Raw genomic sequence first — 21,192 nt, forward strand, 5'->3', positions numbered from 1 at the left:
GGGACCTGCCTATTTGCTACGGATAGATGTCGCAGATCATTGGATCACCAAGTCCCATTAGAAAAATAAAGAAAGCCTGATTCCTGTTTTAGAGGGGTAGGTTGCCAGATTGAATCGACTACTCCTCGCTACCTAACGGTAGTCACTCTATTTCCTGACCGTTAAGTCACAAAATGGGCTTGTACTTATATGGCTTCTGTCATTTAATTAATCATCTGATTAATTAAGGTCGTATACCTGTGACTGATAAGCCATCCACCCGAGGGCGCGGGCGCCCGAAAGATCCGGAGCGTGAATCCCTGGTACGTGAGGCGCTTATGCAGTCAGCGTATGCACTGCTTCGCGACAAAGCATTTCGTGATATTTCAATTCGGGAAATTGCCCTGGGAGCAGGGGTGAATTCCGCAATGATCAGTTACCACTTTGGTGGCAAGGAGGGGCTGATTATTGAGGTGGTGCGGAACCAAATTATGCGGTATGGCCCAGCTTCAATCAGTGCGGAGCTAGATGGAATGGAGCCCTCTCTGGAATTGCTGAAAGAGGCAATGAGTAGAATGATACGCCTATACATCAAGGAGCCCTGGATTCCTCGCCTGATTGTTGATGAAGTGGCTTCCAAATCTGGCCGCATGCGCGAACTCTTTGCCGATAGGTTGGCTTCGCAACTGGTGCCCAAGTTACGCGGGCTATTGGGATTCCTCCAATCCAGCGGCCAGTTACGAGAGGATCTGGATATTAACCTGATGCCCATCTCTTTTGTCAGTTTGGTGGCCTTTCCCTTTATTGCTGGTGACCCTTTGAAGGAAGGGTTTGGCTTTGCTCTGGGGGAGGAGAATCGGGAGAAATGGATCAATCACACCGTTCAACTTTTACTCCGTGGCGTTTCCAATAAATCTATGACCGAAGGCGAGGATGTCGGCAATGGAAATTAAGACTCATATGAAAGCACTGATGAATCGCCGGCTGGCATTACCGGCCCTGATTGTGGCAGGGCTAGTTGTATCTATGGCCCTGGTCGCCACAAAAGGTGAGCCTAAGCACGGTGCTCTAGAGGCTCCTATTACGATGGTAGATGCAATAAAAGTGCAGGAGTTACCGTTGCGAGCTCAAGCCATTGCATATGGGGAGGTGAAACCCAGTACTTTCCTCGAAGCTAATGCAGAAGTCAGTGGTAGGGTGGTGTATACAGCTCCGGAATTGGAACGGGGAAATATTATCTCTGCCGGTACATTGGTTTTGAGAATCGATGATACCAGCTACCAGCTTGCCCTGGCGCAGGCTGAAAGTGACTTGGCTGCAAATCGCGCTAACTTGCAAGAGCTGGACGTGGAAGAGGCCAATAGTAAACGCTCTTTGGACATCGCCGAGCGCACCCTCAAATTGGGTGAGAAAGAACTCGCTCGCAAACAAAAGTTAGTTGCTAAGGGAACCGTCTCCCGTTCGACCGTAGATACTGAAGAGCAAAATATGCTGCGCTTGCGCCAGGAAGTGCAGAACCAGAGCAGCCAGCTCTCCCTTTTCCCGACCCGTCGCAAAGTGATTGAAGCCCAGATAGCTCGCTCAGAAGCTCAGGTACGAGATAGTAAATACAATCTGGAGCGCACCCAGGTGATCCTGCCATTTAATGCGCGTATTGGCGAAGTTCATGTAGAAGAAAACCAATATGTTGCTGGTAATGCCCGTTTATTTGATGCAAGCGGCCTTGCCCAAGTAGAAATTGCAGCAGAGCTTCCCATAGTTCATGTGGCTCCACTGTTGCGAAATTTAAGGCCTGGCATCGATTCTAATCCAACTCCTGATGATCTCCCTAAGATGCTGTTAGGGCTGGAAGCTCGGATCACCCTGGTGGGTGGCCCGGGGAACAGCGAGTGGCAGGGAAGGGTAGTGCGCTTGGGTGGAACCCTGGATAGCACCAGTCGAACACTCTCCGTTGTTGTAGCCGTGGATGACCCCTATGGCAAAGCGGTAACCGGTGAAAAACCACCGCTATTCCGCGGTATGTATGCCCGCGTAGAGTTGTTGGCTCCCGCTGCACCAGCACTCGCCATACCTCGCCGCGCTCTCCATGAAGGCAAAGTTTATCTGGTAGAAAATGGGCAGCTAAGAGTGCGCCCTGTGCAGATTGACTATCACCAAGGCGATACCACTGTGATCCGCGAGGGGTTGAATCCCGGTGAGCAGGTTATTGTGACTGATGTAATCCCTGCGATTAATGGAATGGCAGTTTCCGTCATCAGTGATGAACAATCCGTTGCGGCGAGTGCTGGAGGTACCCAGCAGTGATTCGTTATTTTGCCGGTCACCCAACGGCGGCCAATTTATTGATGGTTGCGCTGATGCTAAGCGGGCTTTTTGTTCTGCCTGGTATGAAGCGTGAAACGATGCCGGAAATCGATAAGTTTGAGGTTCAGGTTTCGGTCCCTTATGCCGGCGCTGCGGCAGCCGAAGTGGAAGATAGTATTTGCCTTCCCTTGGAGGAGGCAACCGATGGAATCAGCTTTATTGATGAGCGATTGTGTGAGGCAAAAGATAATCTGGGCCTGATGACCCTCAAGATGCAAGAAGCGGGTGATATGGACCAGTTTGTTGCTGATGTGGAGTCCGCAGTAGACAGTATCGATTCGCTTCCTGCAGAAAGCGAGCGCCCGGTGATTGAAGAGCTGGGCCGCACTCAGGGGGTGGTTAGTATTGCTATCAGTGCTGACCTTCCTTTGCCCCAATTAAACCAGCTGGCAGAGCATTATCGCCGAGAATTACTTCGCGACCCCGCTATTCCTATTGTGCGCATTTCCGGTTTTTCTGACCACCAGCTTCAGATTGAAGTTTCAGATTTTAACTTGCGCCAGTACGGCCTCAGTGTGATGGATCTGGCCAATATTATTGACCAGCAAGCGATTGATATGCCCGCCGGCAAGGTATCCACGCCAGATCGAGAATACCAGGTGCGTTTTACCGAAGAGCGCCGCACGGTTGCAGAGTTGGAAAACCTTGTGGTGATTAAAGGTGGTGATGGGGCGGAAGTCCGACTTGGGGATATTGCAAAAATTTACGATGACTTTGAGCTGGCTGAAGACAAAATTACTTTTGACGGTCATCGTGCAGCGCTTCTCAATGTTGAGAAGAATAGTGTGGATGATAGCTTGCGTGTGCTTGAAGCCGTACGCGACTTTGTCGATCGTGAAAATGAAAATCTGCCTGAGGGTATGAAGCTCACGCTAACCCAAGACAGCGCCTCTATTGTTGCGGATCGCTTGCAGATGATTATGGCTAACGCATGGCAGGGGCTGATTTTGGTAGCGCTGGCTCTCTATCTATTTTTCAGTGGCCGCTATGTCTTTTGGGTGGTCATGGGCTTGCCGGTTTCATTCCTGGGCTCGTTTGCACTGATCACGGCCATGGGCGTGTCCATTAACATGATCAGCCTGGTGGGACTGCTAATTGCCATTGGCATCCTGATGGATGACGCCATTGTGTTATCGGAGAGTATTGCCAGTGAACATCGTGAGGGAAAGTCGCCGTTGGAAGCGGTTATCAATGGCACCAAGCGGGTGGCTCGTGGAGTGCTATCTTCATTCGCAACTACGGTAATGGTGTTTGGAGGACTGATCTTTATTAAGGGGGATATGGGGCAGGTTCTCAAGGTACTCCCCATTGTATTGATTTCTGTATTGCTCATTAGTCTGATCGAGGCTTTCCTGATTTTGCCGGCGCACTTGCGTCATGCCCTTGAGCATAAAAGTCGCACCCCCGCCTGGAAGCAGGCTTTTGCCAAACGTTTTGATGGTTGGCGAGAAAATATGGGGCGCGCAGCGGATTGGGCTGTTAAATATCGCTATGCCTTTGTCGGGGGTGTATTTGGCTTGTTCCTGGTCACTATTAGTTTGATGACATCGGGAATCGTCAAATTTCAGGGTTTCCCCACCTTGGAGGGAGATTTATTGCAAGCCCGGATTTTAATGCCCCAGGGGACTTCTTTGGTTGATATGGAGAAATTGGTTGATAAGCAGTTGAAGGCGCTGGATCAAGTTGCTTCAGAGCTTTCTGAAAGTGAAAGAGCGCCTTTGGTGAACCATACGAGTGTCACTTTTGGGGTTAATGGAGATGCCTTTGAATCAGGGCCTCATGTGGCCACTATTAATGTCGATCTGCTCGCCGCTGAAGGTCGCAATACCAGCATGGATGAGTTGCGCCATGCTTGGCGTGAGGCTGCCGGCGACACGCCAGGGGCAATCGCTATTCTTTATAAGGAGCCCGCCTTAGGCCCTGCCGGCCGTGCTATCCATTTGCGCCTTGCCGGTTTGGAGCTGGATCAACTAAAGGCAGCGTCCATTCGCTTGCAGAATTGGTTGCGTGGATACGACGGCGTAGTGAATGTGGTGGATGACTTGCGTCCCGGCAAGCCGCAACTCACCGTCAAAATGCGTGAAGGCGCCTATGCCTCCGGCCTGGATGCCAGCAATGTCGCCAATCAGTTGCGAGCTGCTTACCAGGGGATGGAGATAGATGAAATTCAATATCGGGGGGAGACCTACGAGATACAGGTTCGTATGGATGCAGATTCCCGCGGAGCGCTGAGCCGTTTCGATGAATTGGTCATTATCCATCCATCTACCAAGCAACGGGTTCCGCTGATTGCCGTTGCCGATATAGAAATGAATCGGGAGTATGCGCGAATTCAACGTATTGACGGCGAGCGGGTAGTGAGTGTGTTTGCTGATGTTTTCACAGAGAAAGCGAATGCTGGACAGGTACTTGGTGATACCCAGGAGAAGTTCCTGTCTGAGCTTACCCGTGAGTTCCCAGGATTGCGCGTTGATATGCAAGGGGAAATGAAAAATAGTGAGGTTACCGGTAAGTCCATTGGCCGGGCCCTGTTAATAGGTGCCATTGGTATCTACCTTCTCCTATCCATGCAATTCCGTAGCTACGTGGAGCCTCTGATTGTATTGGTGGCTATTCCCCTGGCACTGATTGGTGTTATTTGGGGGCATCTGATCATGGGGCAGAATATGTCTATGCCCAGTATGATGGGTTTTGTCTCTCTCGCCGGAATTGTGGTCAATGACTCAATTTTGCTGGTGGAGTTTGTGAAGCGGCGAGTGCGTGAGGGAATGGATGTACATAGCGCGGCAAGTCAGGCCAGTCGCGATCGTTTCCGGGCAATCTTCCTTACCTCACTGACTACAATTGTCGGTCTGTTGCCACTGCTATTTGAAACCAGCTTGCAGGCACAAGTGTTGGTACCTCTGGTCACCAGTATTGTGTTTGGTATTAGCAGCTCTACTATTCTGATCCTTCTGGTGCTACCGGCGCTCTACGGAATATTGGAGGACTTTGGGTTTACCGAGCCCCGGGAGGATGAAGAGCCCGGGATTCCGCAGGATGGTGCGGTTGCAGCGGGATAGTTCGAAAGGGAGTTTAAGCTTCTTGACCGTTGTCAATTGAAAGAAAGCCGTACGAGAAATCGTACGGCTTTCTTGATTGTGATTTTTGCTGGCGAGTTTGCGGGAAGTTGCAATCGTAAGTTCTTTATACTCCAGAGGCTACCCAAATACAAAGTAGGCTAAAAAGTAGACTTTTTGGGTGGTGATTGAACTGGTGATGCTTTCTTCCCCAACGAATCTTTACCATTCTCTCTATTTTTGCCCGGACACTGTTTTTATATACAGTAAAATCGATTAGATTATTGAAAACAGATGCGCGACCCATGGTATCTCTATTATCGGTGCTAAGATGGGGTCGTAAAATTGTCGATGTCTTAACCATACTCACACGGAGCCAGTATGAAAATCTCAGGAAAGTTTGATGTCACTGTAAAGCCTATGGACCCTTATGCTAAGGGGATTGAGGGTTCAAATTTGGGGCGCATGTCTATCAATAAAATTTTCCATGGCGACCTTTCAGCTGAAAGTAAAGGTGAGATGCTCAGTGTTGTTACACCAGTCAAAGGCTCTGCGGGCTATGTAGCAATAGAGCAAGTGGTCGGCGCCTTGGGAGGTAAAAGGGGAACTTTTGTGCTGCAGCACTTTGGCACTATGAAAGAGGGTAAGGATCGACTTGTTTTAGAGGTTGTCCCTGATTCTGGCACAGGTGAACTTACCGGATTATCTGGAGAAATGAGCATTAAAGTTGAAGATGGGCAGCATTTATTTGACTTTGACTACGCCTTCAACAGGTAGCTTTCTCTGCGTTGCACCTTATTGGTTGTATAGAAAGGTGAGGGCTCGAGTTTTCGAGCCTGCAGGCCCTTCAAATCATTATGTTCAGCCCATTGAGAAGGGTCAAAGAGCTTCCGATTGAGTTGCTTTTACCCAATATTTACCTGCTTCCAGGTTGCCTCCTGTGGATTCCTCAAAAAGGGAAAATAATATGGTTAAACTTCGAGATTTGACTAAGCGCGATGAACCATTACTGGTTGAGTACTTAAATAATACATTAGTTTTGGAATATCTGTCCTCCAGAATACCCTACCCCTATACAGCAGAAGATGCTGCCTGGTGGGTAGAAGTTGGTAGTAAAGAGGTGGGAATTGTAAAAGCTATAGAGTGTGATGGTGTTTTGTGTGGAGTAATCAGCATGTATAAACAGGAATTTGAGCATTCACACTCTGGGGAAATAGGTTATTGGATTGCAAAAGAGTATTGGGGTAAGGGAATTGCAACGGAAGCTCTGATGAGGTTCTCAAGTGATATTTTTTCTTCTGGAAAAGTTGTCAGGCTTTTTGCCTCGGTTTTTTCTGGAAATGATGGTTCGGTGCGAGTTCTACAGAAAGCTGGTTTTGACTTGGAAGGCGTTTTGAATTGCTCCGTTCGGAAGGGGGTAAGTACTTTGATGAGCATATTTTTGCCAAGGTGAACCTTTAAGTGATTGATTTTATGATTGTGATATTAGTAGAGATAAGAGTAACCCGGATTGATTAAGTAAGACATATAACTATTGACATCCATTTTTCTTTGTTCAATCCGGGCATTCATAAATCAGTTAGAGCTTTTCTGTATACCAAATCTTTGGGGTTACGAGAACGCCAGCCTTTTTCCTTGCCTCCTGTAGCTCGTCGCTATTAACAAAATTAATAGCCTCTTCTTTTGAGGGGAATTCATGGATTACGGTTACATTGTGGTGATTATCAATTTCACGATATACGGATGTTGCAGTAGCTCCCATCTTCTCTAAGGTAGGCATAAACTCTTCCAGTACTCTGTGCCATTCATTGTAATCCTTGACATTTGCGTGCATAAATAGATGTATCATATGGATACCAGCTGGTCAGTGTATGGCGCGGATTTTGTATTCTCGTGAGTAGGTATAGTCCTTAGCCGTTTCAGGTCAAGTTCCAGGAGCTGTTTGTGATAAGTGGTTATGCCTAAAAAGCCTAATTTAGACTAGATAAATAAAGATTAGAAATAAAAGCCGATTTTTTGATGTTATATCTGATAAAGAAGCTTCTAAAGGCGCTAATTGAATCATTGCTTGGCTTGTTCGATGTTATTGGTGATTTTTAAGTGCTTTTATTTGGTTGGTCCATTTTTGTATTTAAATTTATGTGAGGTCCAGTAAAAATAATGGAGTATTGCAACTTCTATACCCCTTGCTTACGAGAAATAGAGGTTTGAATGATTGGGAGAATATAATGGATTTAATAATTTCAATTCTAGGTCATGCATTAACTGCAATTGCAGCACTTATAGCTATCTATGGAAAGACATGGGATGAAAGTCGAGTTGGGATAAAAAGAATAACTCGGGTAGGGGGAGTGGCGGCAGGGGTGGCCGTTGTTGGTCTGGCACTTTCTGTTTTTCAAACAGTTGATAAGTATCAGGAAAAGGCGGCTTATAAAAATCATGCCCTGTCTAAGATAGAGAAAGGTTGGAGTAATCTATTTGTTCCATTTGAGGCTCTTCATTATCAGGTGACGGGTATGAAGCCGAAGAGGGGTGAGCATTTGGAGTTTGCAGAATTGGTGTTGAAGAAAAATTTGTTAACTAGCTTCGATAGAGTGGATTTTAAAGAGGTTCATCGTTTTCCCAAGTTTGGGACAGTTGGGAATATGGTTTGCTCGCAAACACTGTCGGGGATGGGGGTGGTTACCAAATATGTGGATGAATATTCAGATCATTTGGACTTGAAAATTAAAGCAGCTGTAGAGGAGCTGCAGTTAATGCCTGCGTTTTCTACACTAATACGATTTGGTGGATGTCCTGGTATTCGGGGGCGATCAATTAATGACCCTGATCGGTATCAGGGGCAATTTGATACTCCACAGATGAGAGCCTACATCAGGAAATTGATTGATTTTCAAAAATTAATAACCTGAAAGAAGTGTTCGCGTATCGTAGCAAAGCGGCAATTGTGTAGAATGCCGCTTTGCCAGAGACCGTAATCCGTATCACGATTAGACTGCTCGACCTTGTTTTTTGAAAATCGTGATGGCACTGATCGTGAGTTCCTTGACTAAAGCTTCAAATTTCTGCAGGGGCATATTTCTGGCAGGAGCGATATTAAATATGTGCTCGCTGATTTGAATGAATTTTAATCCTTTGGGTGGGTGAATGTGCGCAGGGAATCTGCATACCCAACCTGTTAGCGGTAGCTCATTAATGGCTTCTCTGTCGAGGGCCTGAATTCCCTTGCCATTTGCAATGATTACTTCGATATCATCTAAGTGGGTGATGTCAATGTTCTGTGGTTTTTTTGGGGGTGAATTGGGTTTTCTAAAGTTTTCGAGTTTTAAAAGTTCTTCGTAGGTGATATAGAGCTCTTTTCCAGACATTCTGATCTCCTTCTCACAGTCATCAGCTAAAACTTATGACCGATACTTCTAAGCGTTCTTGACTGAATCGGGTCGCTTTTTTTTGGTGTCTATTAATCTAGTTGTTATTCCAGAAATCGCAATTAATTTTAGTAGTTGAATCATATAGATAGATTGATACTTTGGGCAATGTTTTAAGTTCTCAATAAGGGTGATAAGAATATTTTTGCGACTTGTTGTGTAGAAAATTCACGAAAGCTGCGGATGTAAGTTGAGTTTGTTACTTGCTGTGCGGAGTAATTTATCGGTGGGTAGACTTACTTCAATGCATAAAATCTCAAACTTCCCAATCATTGTTCAAATTTTTTCCATTTTTTTGTTCTATGGTGGTGTGGGGTGTTTTGTTTGATTTTTTTTCTCTATGAGATGCGTCCTTGAGTTTGTTTGTTTCCCTTCGCAATGGTTTGTCATTTTTGGATGCCTTTCGGGTGGTTGTTCTTTGGGTTCTCAAGGTGGAATGAGAGGGCTTTATTTGATTTGTATTTAAGAAGTTATATATCGATACGCTTATAGGCATGTGATGCATCCTTGTGTTGGTAATTAGGTTCAGCTTTAGCCTGAAGTAACCTTCGCAAGACACAATTACAAAAAGCCGGCATGCATAATGCTTCTCTCGGGTAGAACTTTATAAGAATGGATAAGGCACTATGGAAGAGAAGGATTCGATTGATAAGAGAGTTTCTAATAAAAAGATTAGCCGTAGAAATTTCACTAAAGGGGCGGTTCAATTAGGTATCGCTGCCAGCGCAGCTTCGACAGGGTTGGTTTCCGCTCTCTCAATGTTGAATCGGAATTTCTATGATCAATATGATTACGTGATTGTTGGGTCGGGTGCGGGTGGAGGGCCATTAGCGGTAAATTTAGCAAAGGCGGGATTTTCTGTTTTGGTGTTGGAAGCTGGTGCTGACGACCCCAGTGATGACACCCATAATATTCCAGCATGGCACCCCTTCGCGTCTGAAGACCCCAAATTGAGCTGGGACTTTTTTGTTAAGCATTATGCAGATATCAATCAGCAGCAACTGGACGAAAAATATGTTTCCGGGAAGGGAATCCTCTACCCACGGGCGAGTACTATCGGTGGTTGTACCACGCACCACGCACTGATTACAGTCTATCCACATAACAATGACTTTGACCGGATAGCTCGGGATACAGGAGATATTTCCTGGGATAGTGCAAATATGCGGCGATATTTTGAGCGATTAGAGCGTTGTGAATATGTGCCCCGCCCAATTTTCTCCAATCCATCTCGCCACGGTTTTGATGGTTGGCTGCCCACGAATCGCGGCAACCCCGCGTTATTGCTGGAAGACCCGGCGATCTTGAAAGTTGCGCAGGCTGCGCTGGCCAAGTATGGGCTCGAAGGGGCCCTGGAAAAAATTATCAGCGGCAATCTTCGCCTGGATATCAATCATTGGGACGTGGCCAGTGGCCAAGAAGGGCCTTTTATCGCCCCTATGGCAGCAGATAGTCGAAACCGCCGTACCAGTGTGCGCGAATACCTCTTAGATACTCAATCAATTTACCCAAACTTGCTTCATATTCGTACAGATTCACTGGCAACTCGTGTGTTGTTTGAGGGGAATACTGCTGTTGGGGTGGAGTTTTTAGAGGGGGCGAGCCTGTATAAGGCAGATCCTTACCACGACGAAAGTGGTAGTGCCGGAGTCTTAAGGCAAGTGCGGGCAAATCGCGAGGTCATCTTGTCTGGAGGGGCCTTCAATAGCCCGCAACTTCTCAAGTTGTCGGGAATTGGTCCTGCCCATGAGCTCCGAGATCACGGCATAGAGCCCTTGGTAGATCTGCCTGGGGTAGGAGAGAACCTCCAGGATCGCTACGAGGTCGGAATCGTTAGTGAGATGAGTGAGGATCTTGCCCTTCTTAAAGATTGCACTTGGGGAGAGGGGAATGATCCCTGCTTAAATCGCTATCGCTACGGCTGGTTCAATCAGGGGCCCTACAGTGGAAATGGTCCGGTATTGTCTCTGGTTAAACGTTCCAAACCGGAGTTGGAAGATCCCGACTTGTTTATTTTCGGAGTGCCCTCCGACTTCCACGGATACTTTCCTGGGTATTCCCAGGCGTTGCGGGACTACAAAGACCGTTTCTCCTGGATTGTACTGAAAGGCCATACGAACAATACTGCCGGGCGTGTGACCCTGCAATCTGCTGATCCCAGAGATACACCGGAAATCAATTTCCACTATTTTGGTGAGGGTAATGATGCTCTGGGAGAAGACCTTCAGGCAGTTGTCGAGGGGGTAAAAATCTCCAGGGATATTATGTCGGGCCCTATTGTGAGCAAGCAGGTCTCCAGGGAATTATTACCCGGTAATGAGGTTCAGTCAGATCAGCAAATTGGCGATTTTGTTAAGAACCAAGCTTGGGGGCATCACGCTTCCTGTTCCAATAAAATGGGACCTGCCAGTGATCCTATGGCAGTTGTCGACAGTAAATTCCGGGTTCACGGCACCAATAATTTAAGGGTGGTGGACGCTTCGGTGTTCCCCCGAATCCCCGGTTTTTTCATTGTAGTGCCGGTTTATATGATCAGTGAAAAAGCGAGCGATGACATCATTGCTACAGCAACTGGGTTGAGCGCTTGAAGATTTGTGTGTGAAATAAAAAGCCCCGCGTTGCGGGGCTTTTTATTTAGAACGAGATGTTCTTCGGTGTGCGCGGGAAGGGGATTACATCGCGGATGTTGCCCATGCCGGTCACGTAGGACACGATGCGATCAAAGCCCAGGCCAAAGCCCGCATGAGGCACGGTGCCGTAGCGGCGCAGGTCGCGGTACCAGTCCAGGTGTTCCTTGGGTACATTCATTTCATCCATACGCTCATCGAGCTTCTCCAAACGCTCTTCACGTTGGGCGCCGCCGATAATTTCGCCGATTCCCGGTGCCAGAACGTCCATTGCGGCAACGGTTTTACCATCGTCGTTCATGCGCATGTAGAAGGCTTTAATATCCTTCGGATAGTTCATCACGATAACTGGCTTTTTGAAGTGCTTCTCTGCCAGGTAACGCTCATGCTCAGAGGCCAGATCAATACCCCAGGATACGGGGAACTCGAACTTCTCTTTGCAGCTTTCCAGGATTTCAATCGCTTCGGAGTAGTTGATGCGGGCGAAATCGTTGTCGACGATATTCTCCAGGCGGCTGATAGCCTCCTTGTCGATGCGCTGGGCAAAGAAGGCCATATCATCGGCGCGCTCTTCCAGTACCGCCTTGGATACATACTTCAGCATTTGCTCGGAGAGATCGGCTACATCTGCCAGGTCTGCAAAGGCAACTTCCGGCTCAACCATCCAGAACTCTGCCAGGTGGCGAGTGGTATTGGAGTTTTCTGCACGGAAGGTGGGGCCGAAGGTGTACACCTTGGACATGGCCAGGCAGTAGCTCTCAACATTCAGCTGGCCGGATACAGTGAGGAAGCTCTCTTCACCGAAGAAGTCCTTGCTGTAGTCCACCGCACCTTTATCTGTACGCGGCAAGTTCTCCATATCCAGGGTGCTGACCCGGAACATCTCCCCGGCACCTTCACAGTCAGAAGCAGTGAGAATTGGGGTGTGCACGTAGAGGAAGCCGTTCTCGTGATAAAAACGGTGGATCGCTTGGGCGATACAGTTACGTACGCGGGCTACGGCACCACTGACATTGGTGCGCGGGCGCAGGTGAGCGTGTTCGCGCAAGTGCTCCATAGTATGGCGCTTGGGGGACATGGGATAAGTATCCGGGTCTTCCACCCAGCCGACAACCTGGACTTCGGTGGCGAGCAGTTCGATAGACTGTCCCTTGCCTTCGGATGGTTTGATGGTACCGAGGATATCTACCGCGCAGCCGGTAGTCAGGCGCTGCACTTCTGACTGGTAATTGTGCAGGTGATTCTCAGCAACGACCTGGATCGGATCAAAGCAGCTGCCGTCGTGTACGGCCAGGAAAGAGAGGCCGGCTTTGGAGTCGCGGCGGGTTCTGATCCAGCCTTGAACGCGGACTTCTTCGCCCTCGCGACCGCTGGATTTCAATAGGCTATCTACGGATTCGACTTTTACTGTCATTTTCTATCGGTTTCTCATTAGTCCGGAAGGTGGTGTTCTGTCAGCTTGCCTAAAAGTTGACCACCCCACCAAGGTGAAGTTACGGCGGGCATATTGACTGGTTGTAGAGGGGAAATCCAGTCCCTTGGCTATCGGGCAGCTCTTCAAAATCTCCCTAAGGACTTTGAAGAGCTGTTATGGCCTCTATATTGGTGATGTCTCACCAGCGGATTGCAATGGGGGTGCCGATTTTTACGAGAGTCATAAACTCATCCATCTCGTCATTGGTAAGGGCAATGCAACCATCAGTCCAGTTAAAACGTTGGGTGATTGGAGCGAGCCAGCCGAGTCGATTGCGCTGGCCATGGACCATAATGAAGCCACCTGGCGAAACTCCCCGAGCCTCAGCTTGAGCGCGGTCTTCGGCATTGGGGTAGGAGATATGCATTGCCCGATAATAAGAGGAGTCTTCTTTTTTGTAGTCCAGCGTGTAGTGTCCCTCGGGGGTTTTTTCATCGCCTTCCTGCTGCTTGTGTCCTTGGGGTTGCCCGCCGAAGGCTACATGGTAGCTCTTTATAACCTTGTCACCATCGAGCAAGTGCATTTTGTTTTCGGACTTAATCACTTCCACCAGGGTGACTTCAGCCTGGGCAATGGTGGTTAATACAAAAAGCAGAATGGTGATGTAGCGCACAGCTTGTAACTCCAGTTGGAGGTGGTTGCTTCAGGTTACTGTGATATAAATTTTCCGAATCAGCAAAAAGCGGGGCTGAATTACCTTGCCGCTAGGGTGGGGCGTTTTACTTTGGATAAGGCAGGCAGCTTCAGTTGAGTGCCTGCCAGGATGCGCTAGATCAGCCGCTGGGCTTTTTCACTGTGTGTAGGACGGTGTCCTGCTCAAAGAAAACGTAGAACTCGCCGTATTCCCAGCGCGTGATAGCCGGTTCGCCAATTGGCCCCTCAATACCAAGGGGTTCTCCCAGGCGTGAGGTCACATCATGTTTTTTAAGCCCACGGACTTCTTCAATGGTGAGCTCCCCACCCTGGGTGCCTACGGGTACTTCAATGGTTGTCGCCTGGGCGCCAAAAGTAAGAAGTAGTGCCATTGAGCCAGCGAGACAATTCAATCCGCTGCGGAGTCTGCTGAACATTTTTTGTTCTCCGATGTAGATGTTCCATTAGCCGTCCCATTAAAACAGAATTTCCGCCAATGCTCCTGTTTTTCTTCACGTTTTGGCGTCAAGAATAGAAATAAATGCGCCTTTTGGGATGTTAGGTGCTACGAATTGACACCTATATTATTGCAGCGTTATTACATCGAATTTTGATGCGGCTGAACAGAAGACCACTTGGCTGGTTGTCTAGGCGCCTATGCTAGGCTGTTTATTATGCTTGGCTTGTCGAGCGGACAAGAATGAGGCTGGTTAATACCTTTTCAATTCTCGGCCTTCTTATTGGTTCCATCTGCTTTGCGCTCTCCCTTACGCCATCCCTTGTTCCTCGCAGTGACTTTATGCAAGGAATATTGGCCGGCGTAGCGTTCTTTGTTGGCTATGTCTTCGGGGTCATTCTTAGTTGGCTCTGGAAATATCTGGGTATTCCAAATCTGGCGGTTTCTCCATGGCAGAGGCGCTTATTTGATCGGAGCGTATTGGCTGTATGTCTCTTGGTTATCCTTTTATCTCTTTGGCAGGGAGTGAGGTGGCAGAACTCGATCCGTGCTCTTATGAGCATGGAGCGGGTGGGGTCCGTAGGACCGATTACTGTAGCTATGACTGCGCTCTTCATGTTCCTCGTGTTGTGGTGCTTAGGAAAAGGGTTTCAGCGAATAGTCCTCCTGGTGACTCGCTATGTGGAGCAGCATGTGCCGGAGCGAGTGGCGATGCTTGTGGGCGTGTTGGCGGCTGTGCTTCTTTACTGGGCTGTTTTTAATGGGGTGCTGTTGAAAGCAGGATTGTATGTGATTTCATCGACCTATCAGCGGCTAGATAATTCTTATGCACAAAGTATTCCCCCACCGGCGGACCCCAACCTTCCTGGCGGCGCCAATTCGCTGATCAAGTGGGATGATATTGGTAATCAGGGGCGACGGTTCTTAACGCTTGGGCCGACAGAGGAGCAGATACAAGAGGTGGCTGGTTCCGCAATACAGCCTATAAGGGTTTTCGTAGGGCTCGATAGCGCTTCGACGCCCATAAAGCGCGCTCAGTTGGCGCTGGAAGAGCTAAAAAGGGTAGGTGCATTCAGGCGTGAGATTCTGTTGGTGGCAACTCCAACGGGTGCCGGCTGGGTTGATCCGGGTGCCGTAAATTCCCTAGAGTTTCTATACCGAGGTGATACAGCTATTGTTGCGGCACAGTACTCTTACCTGCCTAGCCCAATAGCATTGGTGGCGGACGATTTAGAGGGAATCGAGTCGGCAAGGGTGCTGTTTAAAGTTGTCTATGACTATTGGGCCGAGTTACCGGAGAATGAGCGCCCCCGAGTTTACTTGTTTGGCCTCAGTCTTGGCGCCCAGCTCTCTGAAGATTCCTTCGATTTTTATGACATTATCGATGACCCAATTGACGGGGCTCTCTGGGCTGGGCCGCCCCTTGGTGTCGGCATATGGAGCCGGATTGTCAGGAATCGAGATCCGGGCACTCCAGCTTGGCTACCAGAGTTTAAGGGAGGGGAGGTGGTGCGTTTTGGTAATCAATATGGGGGGTATATTGGCCGTGAGCCTTGGGGGAGTTCAGGATTGCGTTTCTTCAGCATGCCAGTGATCCCATTGTATTTTTCAGTGTGCGCTGGGTGCTGGAAAGGCCCGACTGGCTGGATCAGCCCAGAGGGCCGGATGTGTCTCCAGACCTAGAGTGGTACCCGCTGGTCACAGGATTGCAGCTGCTTGCAGACTTAAATGTAGGGCTCGCTCCATTATCTTTTGGTCACCGGTATACCCCGCGGGGATATACCTTGGCATGGCTCGCTCTAACGGAGCCAGAGGAGTGGGATGAAGAGGCGCTGAAGCGTCTGGAGGCTCAGCTCAAGACTTACAACGTTCGGTAAGCTTGCCTAAATCTTTGGATTTCCTGACGTTTTTCCGTTTAAATCAACCCTATGTTAAAACCTGTTCCCCTATTTATTGGTCTGCGCTACGTGGCTGCTCGCCGCAGGCAGCAGTTTATTTCTTTTATCAATGGCTTTTCTCTACTGGGGATGGCCCTTGGTGTTTTTGCGTTGATCGTTGTCGCTTCTGTTATGAACGGCTTCGATCGTGAGCTTAAAACCCGAATACTAAGTGTTGTACCTCACGGCTTTGTCGAGCGGGAAGGCGGTCTTGTGGACTGGGAGACACCTGCACGGCAGTTGGAAGCTCTGCCACATGTCGAAGCGACCAGCCCTTTTGTGAATGGCTACGCCCTCTTGAGTGCTCATGGCAGCAGTCACGGTGCCCAGTTCCAGGGTGTGGAACCGCAAGCGCTGCGCAAGGTTTCTACCGTCGGTGAGCATATGGTGATGGGCAACCTGGATTTGCTCGAGCCCCGCAGCTACGGGGTGGTTCTGGGGCGAATCCTTGCCCATCAGCTCAATGTGATTCCTGGAGATTCGGTAATACTGACCCTGCCAGAAGTCAGCGTGACCCCCGCTGGTATATTCCCCAGAACAAAGCGTTTCACGGTTGCCGGTGTTTTCTCTGTGGGTGCGCAGGTGGATCAGAATGTCGCGCTGATCAATATTGAAGATGCTGCGCGCCTGACCCGGATGACGGGTAAGGTCCAGGGGCTGCAGTTGCGCTTTGACGATATGGACAATGCGCTGGGGCTTGTTTCTGTTTATGCAGATGAGCTGGGCGAGGGTTTTCAGGGTGAAGATTGGGGGATTCCCAGGGAAGTCTTTTCCAGGCAGTTAAAATGGAAAAGACCGTTGTCACGTTGATGCTGATGATTATTGTCGCCGTGGCCGCATTTAATATTGTCTCCGCATTAGTGTTGATGGTTGCGGATAAGCGCTCCGATATAGCGGTGCTGCGAACATTGGGGCTCACCTCACGTCAGATTATGGCGGTGTTTGTGATTCAGGGGAGTGCCATTGGCATTATCGGCGCTTTCGCCGGTGCTGTTTTAGGTATCGTGATAGCGATGAACCTGACTGAAATGGTGACCTGGATTGAGTCGGTGGTAGGCGCCAAGATATTTGATCCCCGTGTTTTCTTTGTTAGTTACCTGCCTTCTGAATTCCGTGTCGGCGATGCGGTGGTGGTGTTAGCGGCGGCAATTTGTATGAGCCTGCTGGCAACGATATTTCCTGCCTGGCGAGCGGCACAGATTGAGCCGGCGGAAGCTTTGCGTTACGAATAATTTATATAAGTCGGCCTGTTTTGGTGTGATTTATAGATGTTGAGAGACAGCGAATAGTTTGATGAATAGTCGAGTGGAAATAGATACGGAAAAAGCGCAGCCAGCTCCGGCCCCGGATGGTGCTGTTTTGGCTTGTCGGCAATTGCGCAAACATTATCGCCAGGGAGGTCGGGACCTGGAGGTTCTGAGTGGTGTTGAGCTTGAGGTAAAGCGGGGCGAGAAATTGGCCATCGTCGGCGCTTCTGGCTCTGGTAAATCGACACTGCTCAACTTGCTTGGTGGCCTCGATACCCCAAGCTCCGGTGAGGTCTGGGTTGCGGGTAAGAATCTCGCTGAACTCAACGCCAATGAGCGGGGCTGGTTGAGAAATAGCAGTCTCGGTTTTGTATACCAGTTTCATCATTTGCTTAACGAGTTTTCCGCCCTGGAAAATGTCGCCATGCCATTACTGATCGGCAAGCGTTCAGTTGCCGAAGCCCGCAAAGAGGCCGAGGCGATGCTCACAGCGGTAGGCCTGGGTGAGCGCATGGGGCACAAGCCATCACAGCTTTCTGGCGGTGAACGGCAGCGGGTGGCCATTGCCCGGGCACTGGTGACAAGGCCTGCCTGTGTTTTGATGGATGAACCCACCGGCAATCTGGATCGGGCTACGGCGGCAGAGATCCATAAATTGATGGATCGCTTGAATCAGGAGATGGGAATTAGCTTTGTGATTGTTACCCATGACCCGGATCTGGCGGCAGCCCTGGATCGCTGTCTGCATCTGATCGATGGGCGGCTGACTGCTGACTGGCACCAGGGTGATCATGTTTAAGCCTCTTCCCGCCTATATTGGGCTTCGCTATGCCGGTGCCCAGCGCAGAAATGACGATTCGGCCGGTTTGGTCTCATTCATTTCCGGTTTATCGATGATTGGTTTGATCCTCGGTGTTGCCTTGATGATTGTGGTGATGTCGGTGATGAATGGTTTTGACCGGGAGTTGCGCGAGCGAATCCTGGGAATCATGCCCCATGTCACTATTTACAACGGGAGCCCTGATGTGGATTGGGCCCAGTTGCGCCAACAATTGGTTTCCGACCCTGCGGTTCTCTCCGCGGCAGAAGTGTGGCAGGTCAATGCGCTTGCCAGGCGTGGGGCTGAAGTGACGCCGCTGTTGGTGCAGGGGGTCAACCCGGAGACAATTACCGAAGTCTCCAATATCGGGGACTTCCTTGAATCCTCATCCTTCGATGCCTTGCTGGACCCATCTGAACCGGGTGTGGTTCTGGGTAAAGGGCTCGCTGAGAAGTTGGGGGTTGAGGCGGGTGATTACCTTTCCCTGATTGTACCAAATAACGATAGTGCCACCGGTGCACGCAAGGCAGCCAGGGTTGCTGGATTTAAAGTGGCGCAGGTTTTTCACTCTGGCACTGTATTGGATCAATCTCTCGCCCTGGTTGCCTGGCAGCAGGCCAGGACTCTGGCTGGAGGTAGCGGTGGGGCAGGGGTCCAGTTACGGGTCAATGAAATGCTCGAGGCCAACTGGATTATGCGGCGTCTTCTGCAAGACCTGCCTCGGGGCAATTTCTACGGTACTGATTGGAGCCGAACCCACGGCAATCTCTACCAGGCTATTCAAATGTCCCGCAACCTGGTGGGGTTACTGGTTTTCCTGATTATTGCGATTGCCGCTTTTAATGTGGTTTCCACTTTGGTAATGGTGGTTATCGATAAGCATGCTGATATCGCCATCCTCCGAACTATGGGGGCCAGTACCCGGCAGATTTTGCTGACTTTTGTGAGTCAGGGGGCGCTGGTCGGGCTTGTGGGGGCTGTAGTTGGTGGTGCGTTGGGGGTGTTGGGCTCGCTGACGGTGACCAAATTGGTAGCGGGGCTGGAGTCATTGCTCGGCATTCAGTTCCTAAAGTCTGATGTCTATCCCGTGGATTATTTGCCGTCCCAGTTGGTATGGGCAGACGTGGCACTGGTTGTGGCGGCGGGCTTTCTGCTTAGCTTGCTGGCAACTTTGTATCCGGCCTTTAAGGCCAGTCGGGTTCAGCCGGCAGCAGCCTTGCGCAATGAGTGAGTCGGGCTGGGCTTTTGGGTAGGGTCTCAATTTTCAGAAGATATCTGCCGGTGCCCGCCGCAATTTTGGCTTGGGTGCTGGCTGCCTGTTTTACCTTGATGCTGAATGGGTGGTACCTACGGGTATTTTGTCCGCCTGATATGCGTAGTGGTTCAGTTTGCTACGCAGGGGGTGGGAGATCTGGCCCATTTGGATTGTTTCACTGGGAGCGGTGCTTTCAGCGTTTATGGTGGTGTGGGCGGCTGCGTTGGCTGCGGCTACCGCCAAAATTAAGGTGGCCCGCAAGGCTTTATTTGTTGGAGCTATTGCAGCTCTGGTGCTAGGTGCTCTTACCGAGTATTACCTGCAGGCATTGCTGGCAATTGCCTCAGGGGCTTTTGCCTGTTGGTGCCTGCAGAGGGGTTACAGTGGGAAAAGTTAACTGACCGCTGATCGCCTTTGGATTCGCAATTTCCATCTTTTCACAACGTGCCAGCGCCAGAGGGCACGCATGACAAAATAGGCCACTGTCGCAAAGAATGCCCCGGCAATCAGAGAGCCGGTAAATAGTGGCAGCCAGATCTTCCCGACTTCACTAGTCAACCATTCCCACGACAGTTCGATGCTGAAATCCACCGGTGGCGCCCCTAGAACCCAGGCGCCGAGCTTGTAAGTGCTAAAGAAAATAGCCGGCATGGTGATTGGGTTACTGATCCATACAAGGATCATTGACAAAGGTAGATTGCAGCGCAGCCAAAGTGCGAGCAGGGCGGCAATAACCATTTGCCCTGGCAAAGGGAGGAAGCTGGTAAATACGCCAACCGCAAATGCGACCGAGACTGAGTGTCGGTTCAAATGAAAAAGGTTGGGGTCGTGGAGAAGAGTCCCCAGAAATTTGAGGCCATTGTTGGCTCTAACTTCTTCGGGGCTTGGCAGCCATCGCCTGATAATACTCTTCGGCATAACTCTGTCTGTAACCTGGGTGGTGGCAGCCTAAAACAAGCGCTGTTCCGAGGCCTGGATATTCTATCTGTGGGATTTTCCCTAAGCCCCAAATAAAGCATAGAGCGCTCGCGTTAGTCGAACAGGCTCATCTGGCGCGGGCGCTATTATGCCCACTTAAACATGGCAAGACTACTGCTCTGTTGAAAGTCACCTATTTTGCCCTATTGTCAACAATCCTTAATGTTTAATCGTAGATGCCTGCAGTTGACGAGAGAATGCTGGTGATTTAATGTCATGCCCCATTAAGATTGTCGACAATCCAGGTCTTGCATGACTGTAGTTGGTACTGCCGGTTCAGCTTCAGAGGAACGCCAAAGCCTTGCTGAACGCTTATTTCTGACTTTGCGCGCTGAAATTGTGGAGGGGCAAATTGCCTCTGGCAGCAAAATTAGCGAGCCGGAACTGGCGCGCCGCTTTAATGCCAGTCGCGGGAGTTTGCGCGAAGCCGTGATGCGCCTGGAGTCTTTGGGGCTGCTGGAACGCAAGGTCAATGTCGGAGCCCGGGTTGTAGAGTTAAGTGAGCGCGGCTTACTGGAACTCTATGAAGTTCGCGAAGCCCTTGAGGGCATGGCCTGCCGTCTAGCAGCGGAACAGCGCACCGAGGAAGACCTGGTCGAGCTGCGCCAAATGCTCTATCACCATGAGCAGCAGGAAGAGCTGCAGGCCGGTAAGGCGTACTTCCAGCCGGAAGGGGATTTTGATTTTCATTTCCGTATCGTGCAGGCATCAAAGAATGATCTTCTGATCGATACCCTGTGCAATCGACTTTATTACCGTGTTCGTATGTATCGCTACCAGTTGGGGATGGCCAGTCCCCGGGCCCAACGGGCTTTCCGCGAGCACAACCATATTATTGAGGCCATTGAGGCTGGGGATGGTGAGCTGGCGGAGCTGTTAATGCGCCGGCATATCCGCGCCTCGAGAATAAACATTGAAAAGAAACTGAGGTAGA

Annotated in this window: 19 protein-coding genes and 1 pseudogene; 14 read left to right on the forward strand and 6 right to left on the reverse strand. The window is 49.7% G+C overall.

The features are described from left to right. Positions 1-239 precede the first annotated feature (239 nt). From P0078_RS00985 to P0078_RS01005, 5 genes are all read left to right on the forward strand, one after another. A complete protein-coding gene (locus P0078_RS00985; RefSeq protein WP_282932617.1) occupies positions 240-932 on the forward strand; it encodes a TetR/AcrR family transcriptional regulator in 693 nt (230 codons plus the stop codon). After that, a complete protein-coding gene (locus P0078_RS00990) occupies positions 922-2,283 on the forward strand; it encodes an efflux RND transporter periplasmic adaptor subunit (RefSeq protein WP_282932618.1) in 1,362 nt (453 codons plus the stop codon). Before P0078_RS00985 ends, P0078_RS00990 begins: the two co-directional genes overlap by 11 nt. Beyond that, positions 2,280-5,405, forward strand: coding sequence for an efflux RND transporter permease subunit (locus P0078_RS00995; protein ID WP_282932619.1), 3,126 nt, complete (start codon positions 2,280-2,282; stop codon positions 5,403-5,405). The genes P0078_RS00990 and P0078_RS00995 overlap by 4 nt, the downstream gene beginning before the upstream one ends. 378 nt (positions 5,406-5,783) lie before the next feature. Next, on the forward strand, positions 5,784-6,179 hold the full coding sequence (locus P0078_RS01000; protein WP_282932620.1) for a DUF3224 domain-containing protein: 396 nt from the start codon (positions 5,784-5,786) through the stop codon (positions 6,177-6,179). Positions 6,180-6,369: 190 nt separating this feature from the next. Further along, on the forward strand, positions 6,370-6,855 hold the full coding sequence (locus P0078_RS01005) for a GNAT family N-acetyltransferase (protein ID WP_282932621.1): 486 nt from the start codon (positions 6,370-6,372) through the stop codon (positions 6,853-6,855). Positions 6,856-6,981: 126 nt separating this feature from the next. Here the strand turns inward: P0078_RS01005 and P0078_RS01010 are convergent, their stop codons facing one another. Beyond that, a complete protein-coding gene (locus P0078_RS01010) occupies positions 6,982-7,251 on the reverse strand; it encodes a DUF1330 domain-containing protein (RefSeq protein WP_282932622.1) in 270 nt (89 codons plus the stop codon). Positions 7,252-7,630: 379 nt separating this feature from the next. Here P0078_RS01010 and P0078_RS01015 point away from each other — a divergent pair, with 379 nt between their 5' ends. Further along, a complete protein-coding gene (locus P0078_RS01015; RefSeq protein ID WP_282932623.1) occupies positions 7,631-8,314 on the forward strand; it encodes a hypothetical protein in 684 nt (227 codons plus the stop codon). A gap of 78 nt (positions 8,315-8,392) precedes the next feature. On the opposite strand, the gene P0078_RS01020 is transcribed toward P0078_RS01015, so the two are convergent. After that, on the reverse strand, positions 8,393-8,770 hold the full coding sequence (locus tag P0078_RS01020) for a hypothetical protein (protein ID WP_282932624.1): 378 nt from the start codon (positions 8,768-8,770) through the stop codon (positions 8,393-8,395). A 686-nt stretch (positions 8,771-9,456) separates the two neighbouring features. Here P0078_RS01020 and P0078_RS01025 point away from each other — a divergent pair. Then, on the forward strand, positions 9,457-11,418 hold the full coding sequence (locus P0078_RS01025; RefSeq protein WP_282932625.1) for a GMC family oxidoreductase: 1,962 nt from the start codon (positions 9,457-9,459) through the stop codon (positions 11,416-11,418). A gap of 46 nt (positions 11,419-11,464) precedes the next feature. On the opposite strand, the gene asnS is transcribed toward P0078_RS01025, so the two are convergent. The 3 genes from asnS to P0078_RS01040 form a co-directional block, all read right to left on the reverse strand. After that, positions 11,465-12,871 (reverse strand): asparagine--tRNA ligase, encoded by a 1,407-nt coding sequence (gene asnS, locus P0078_RS01030; RefSeq protein ID WP_282932626.1) that lies wholly within the window; start codon positions 12,869-12,871, stop codon positions 11,465-11,467. Between the two features lie 199 nt (positions 12,872-13,070). Then, positions 13,071-13,544, reverse strand: coding sequence for a L,D-transpeptidase family protein (locus P0078_RS01035; protein ID WP_282932627.1), 474 nt, complete (start codon positions 13,542-13,544; stop codon positions 13,071-13,073). 160 nt (positions 13,545-13,704) lie between these two features. Further along, entirely contained in the window at positions 13,705-14,001 is a 297-nt protein-coding gene (locus P0078_RS01040) for a hypothetical protein (RefSeq protein ID WP_282932628.1), read from the reverse strand. 362 nt (positions 14,002-14,363) lie between these two features. On the opposite strand from P0078_RS01040, the pseudogene P0078_RS01045 reads away from it, so the two are divergent. From P0078_RS01045 to P0078_RS01065, 6 genes and pseudogenes are all read left to right on the forward strand, one after another. Continuing rightward, positions 14,364-15,898: pseudogene (locus P0078_RS01045) on the forward strand (alpha/beta hydrolase). A gap of 51 nt (positions 15,899-15,949) precedes the next feature. Further along, the gene (locus P0078_RS01050) at positions 15,950-16,768 is read left to right on the forward strand and encodes an ABC transporter permease (protein WP_353057031.1); all 819 of its coding nucleotides are present in this window, start codon (positions 15,950-15,952) and stop codon (positions 16,766-16,768) included. Next, positions 16,744-17,190, forward strand: a complete 447-nt coding sequence (locus P0078_RS24390; protein ID WP_353057032.1) for an FtsX-like permease family protein — start codon at positions 16,744-16,746, stop codon at positions 17,188-17,190. The genes P0078_RS01050 and P0078_RS24390 overlap by 25 nt, the downstream gene beginning before the upstream one ends. A gap of 61 nt (positions 17,191-17,251) precedes the next feature. Then, complete coding sequence (gene lolD / locus P0078_RS01055; RefSeq protein ID WP_282932629.1) at positions 17,252-18,004, forward strand: lipoprotein-releasing ABC transporter ATP-binding protein LolD; 753 nt, start codon at positions 17,252-17,254, stop codon at positions 18,002-18,004. Continuing rightward, positions 17,997-19,256, forward strand: coding sequence for a lipoprotein-releasing ABC transporter permease subunit (locus P0078_RS01060; RefSeq protein ID WP_282932630.1), 1,260 nt, complete (start codon positions 17,997-17,999; stop codon positions 19,254-19,256). Before lolD ends, P0078_RS01060 begins: the two co-directional genes overlap by 8 nt. Before the next feature lie 157 nt (positions 19,257-19,413). Then, positions 19,414-19,677 (forward strand): hypothetical protein, encoded by a 264-nt coding sequence (locus P0078_RS01065; protein WP_282932631.1) that lies wholly within the window; start codon positions 19,414-19,416, stop codon positions 19,675-19,677. On the opposite strand, the gene P0078_RS01070 is transcribed toward P0078_RS01065, so the two are convergent. Next, positions 19,674-20,198, reverse strand: a complete 525-nt coding sequence (locus tag P0078_RS01070) for a DUF2062 domain-containing protein (protein ID WP_282932632.1) — start codon at positions 20,196-20,198, stop codon at positions 19,674-19,676. The genes P0078_RS01065 and P0078_RS01070 overlap by 4 nt on opposite strands. A 312-nt stretch (positions 20,199-20,510) precedes the next feature. On the opposite strand from P0078_RS01070, the gene P0078_RS01075 reads away from it, so the two are divergent. Continuing rightward, positions 20,511-21,191 carry a GntR family transcriptional regulator gene (locus P0078_RS01075; protein ID WP_282932633.1) on the forward strand — a complete coding sequence of 227 codons (681 nt, stop codon included), beginning with the start codon at positions 20,511-20,513 and terminating at the stop codon, positions 21,189-21,191. The last annotated feature ends 1 nt before the right edge of the window (position 21,192 follow it).

This window comes from Microbulbifer sp. VAAF005 (genome assembly GCF_030012985.1).
Taxonomy (GTDB): Bacteria; Pseudomonadota; Gammaproteobacteria; order Pseudomonadales; family Cellvibrionaceae; genus Microbulbifer.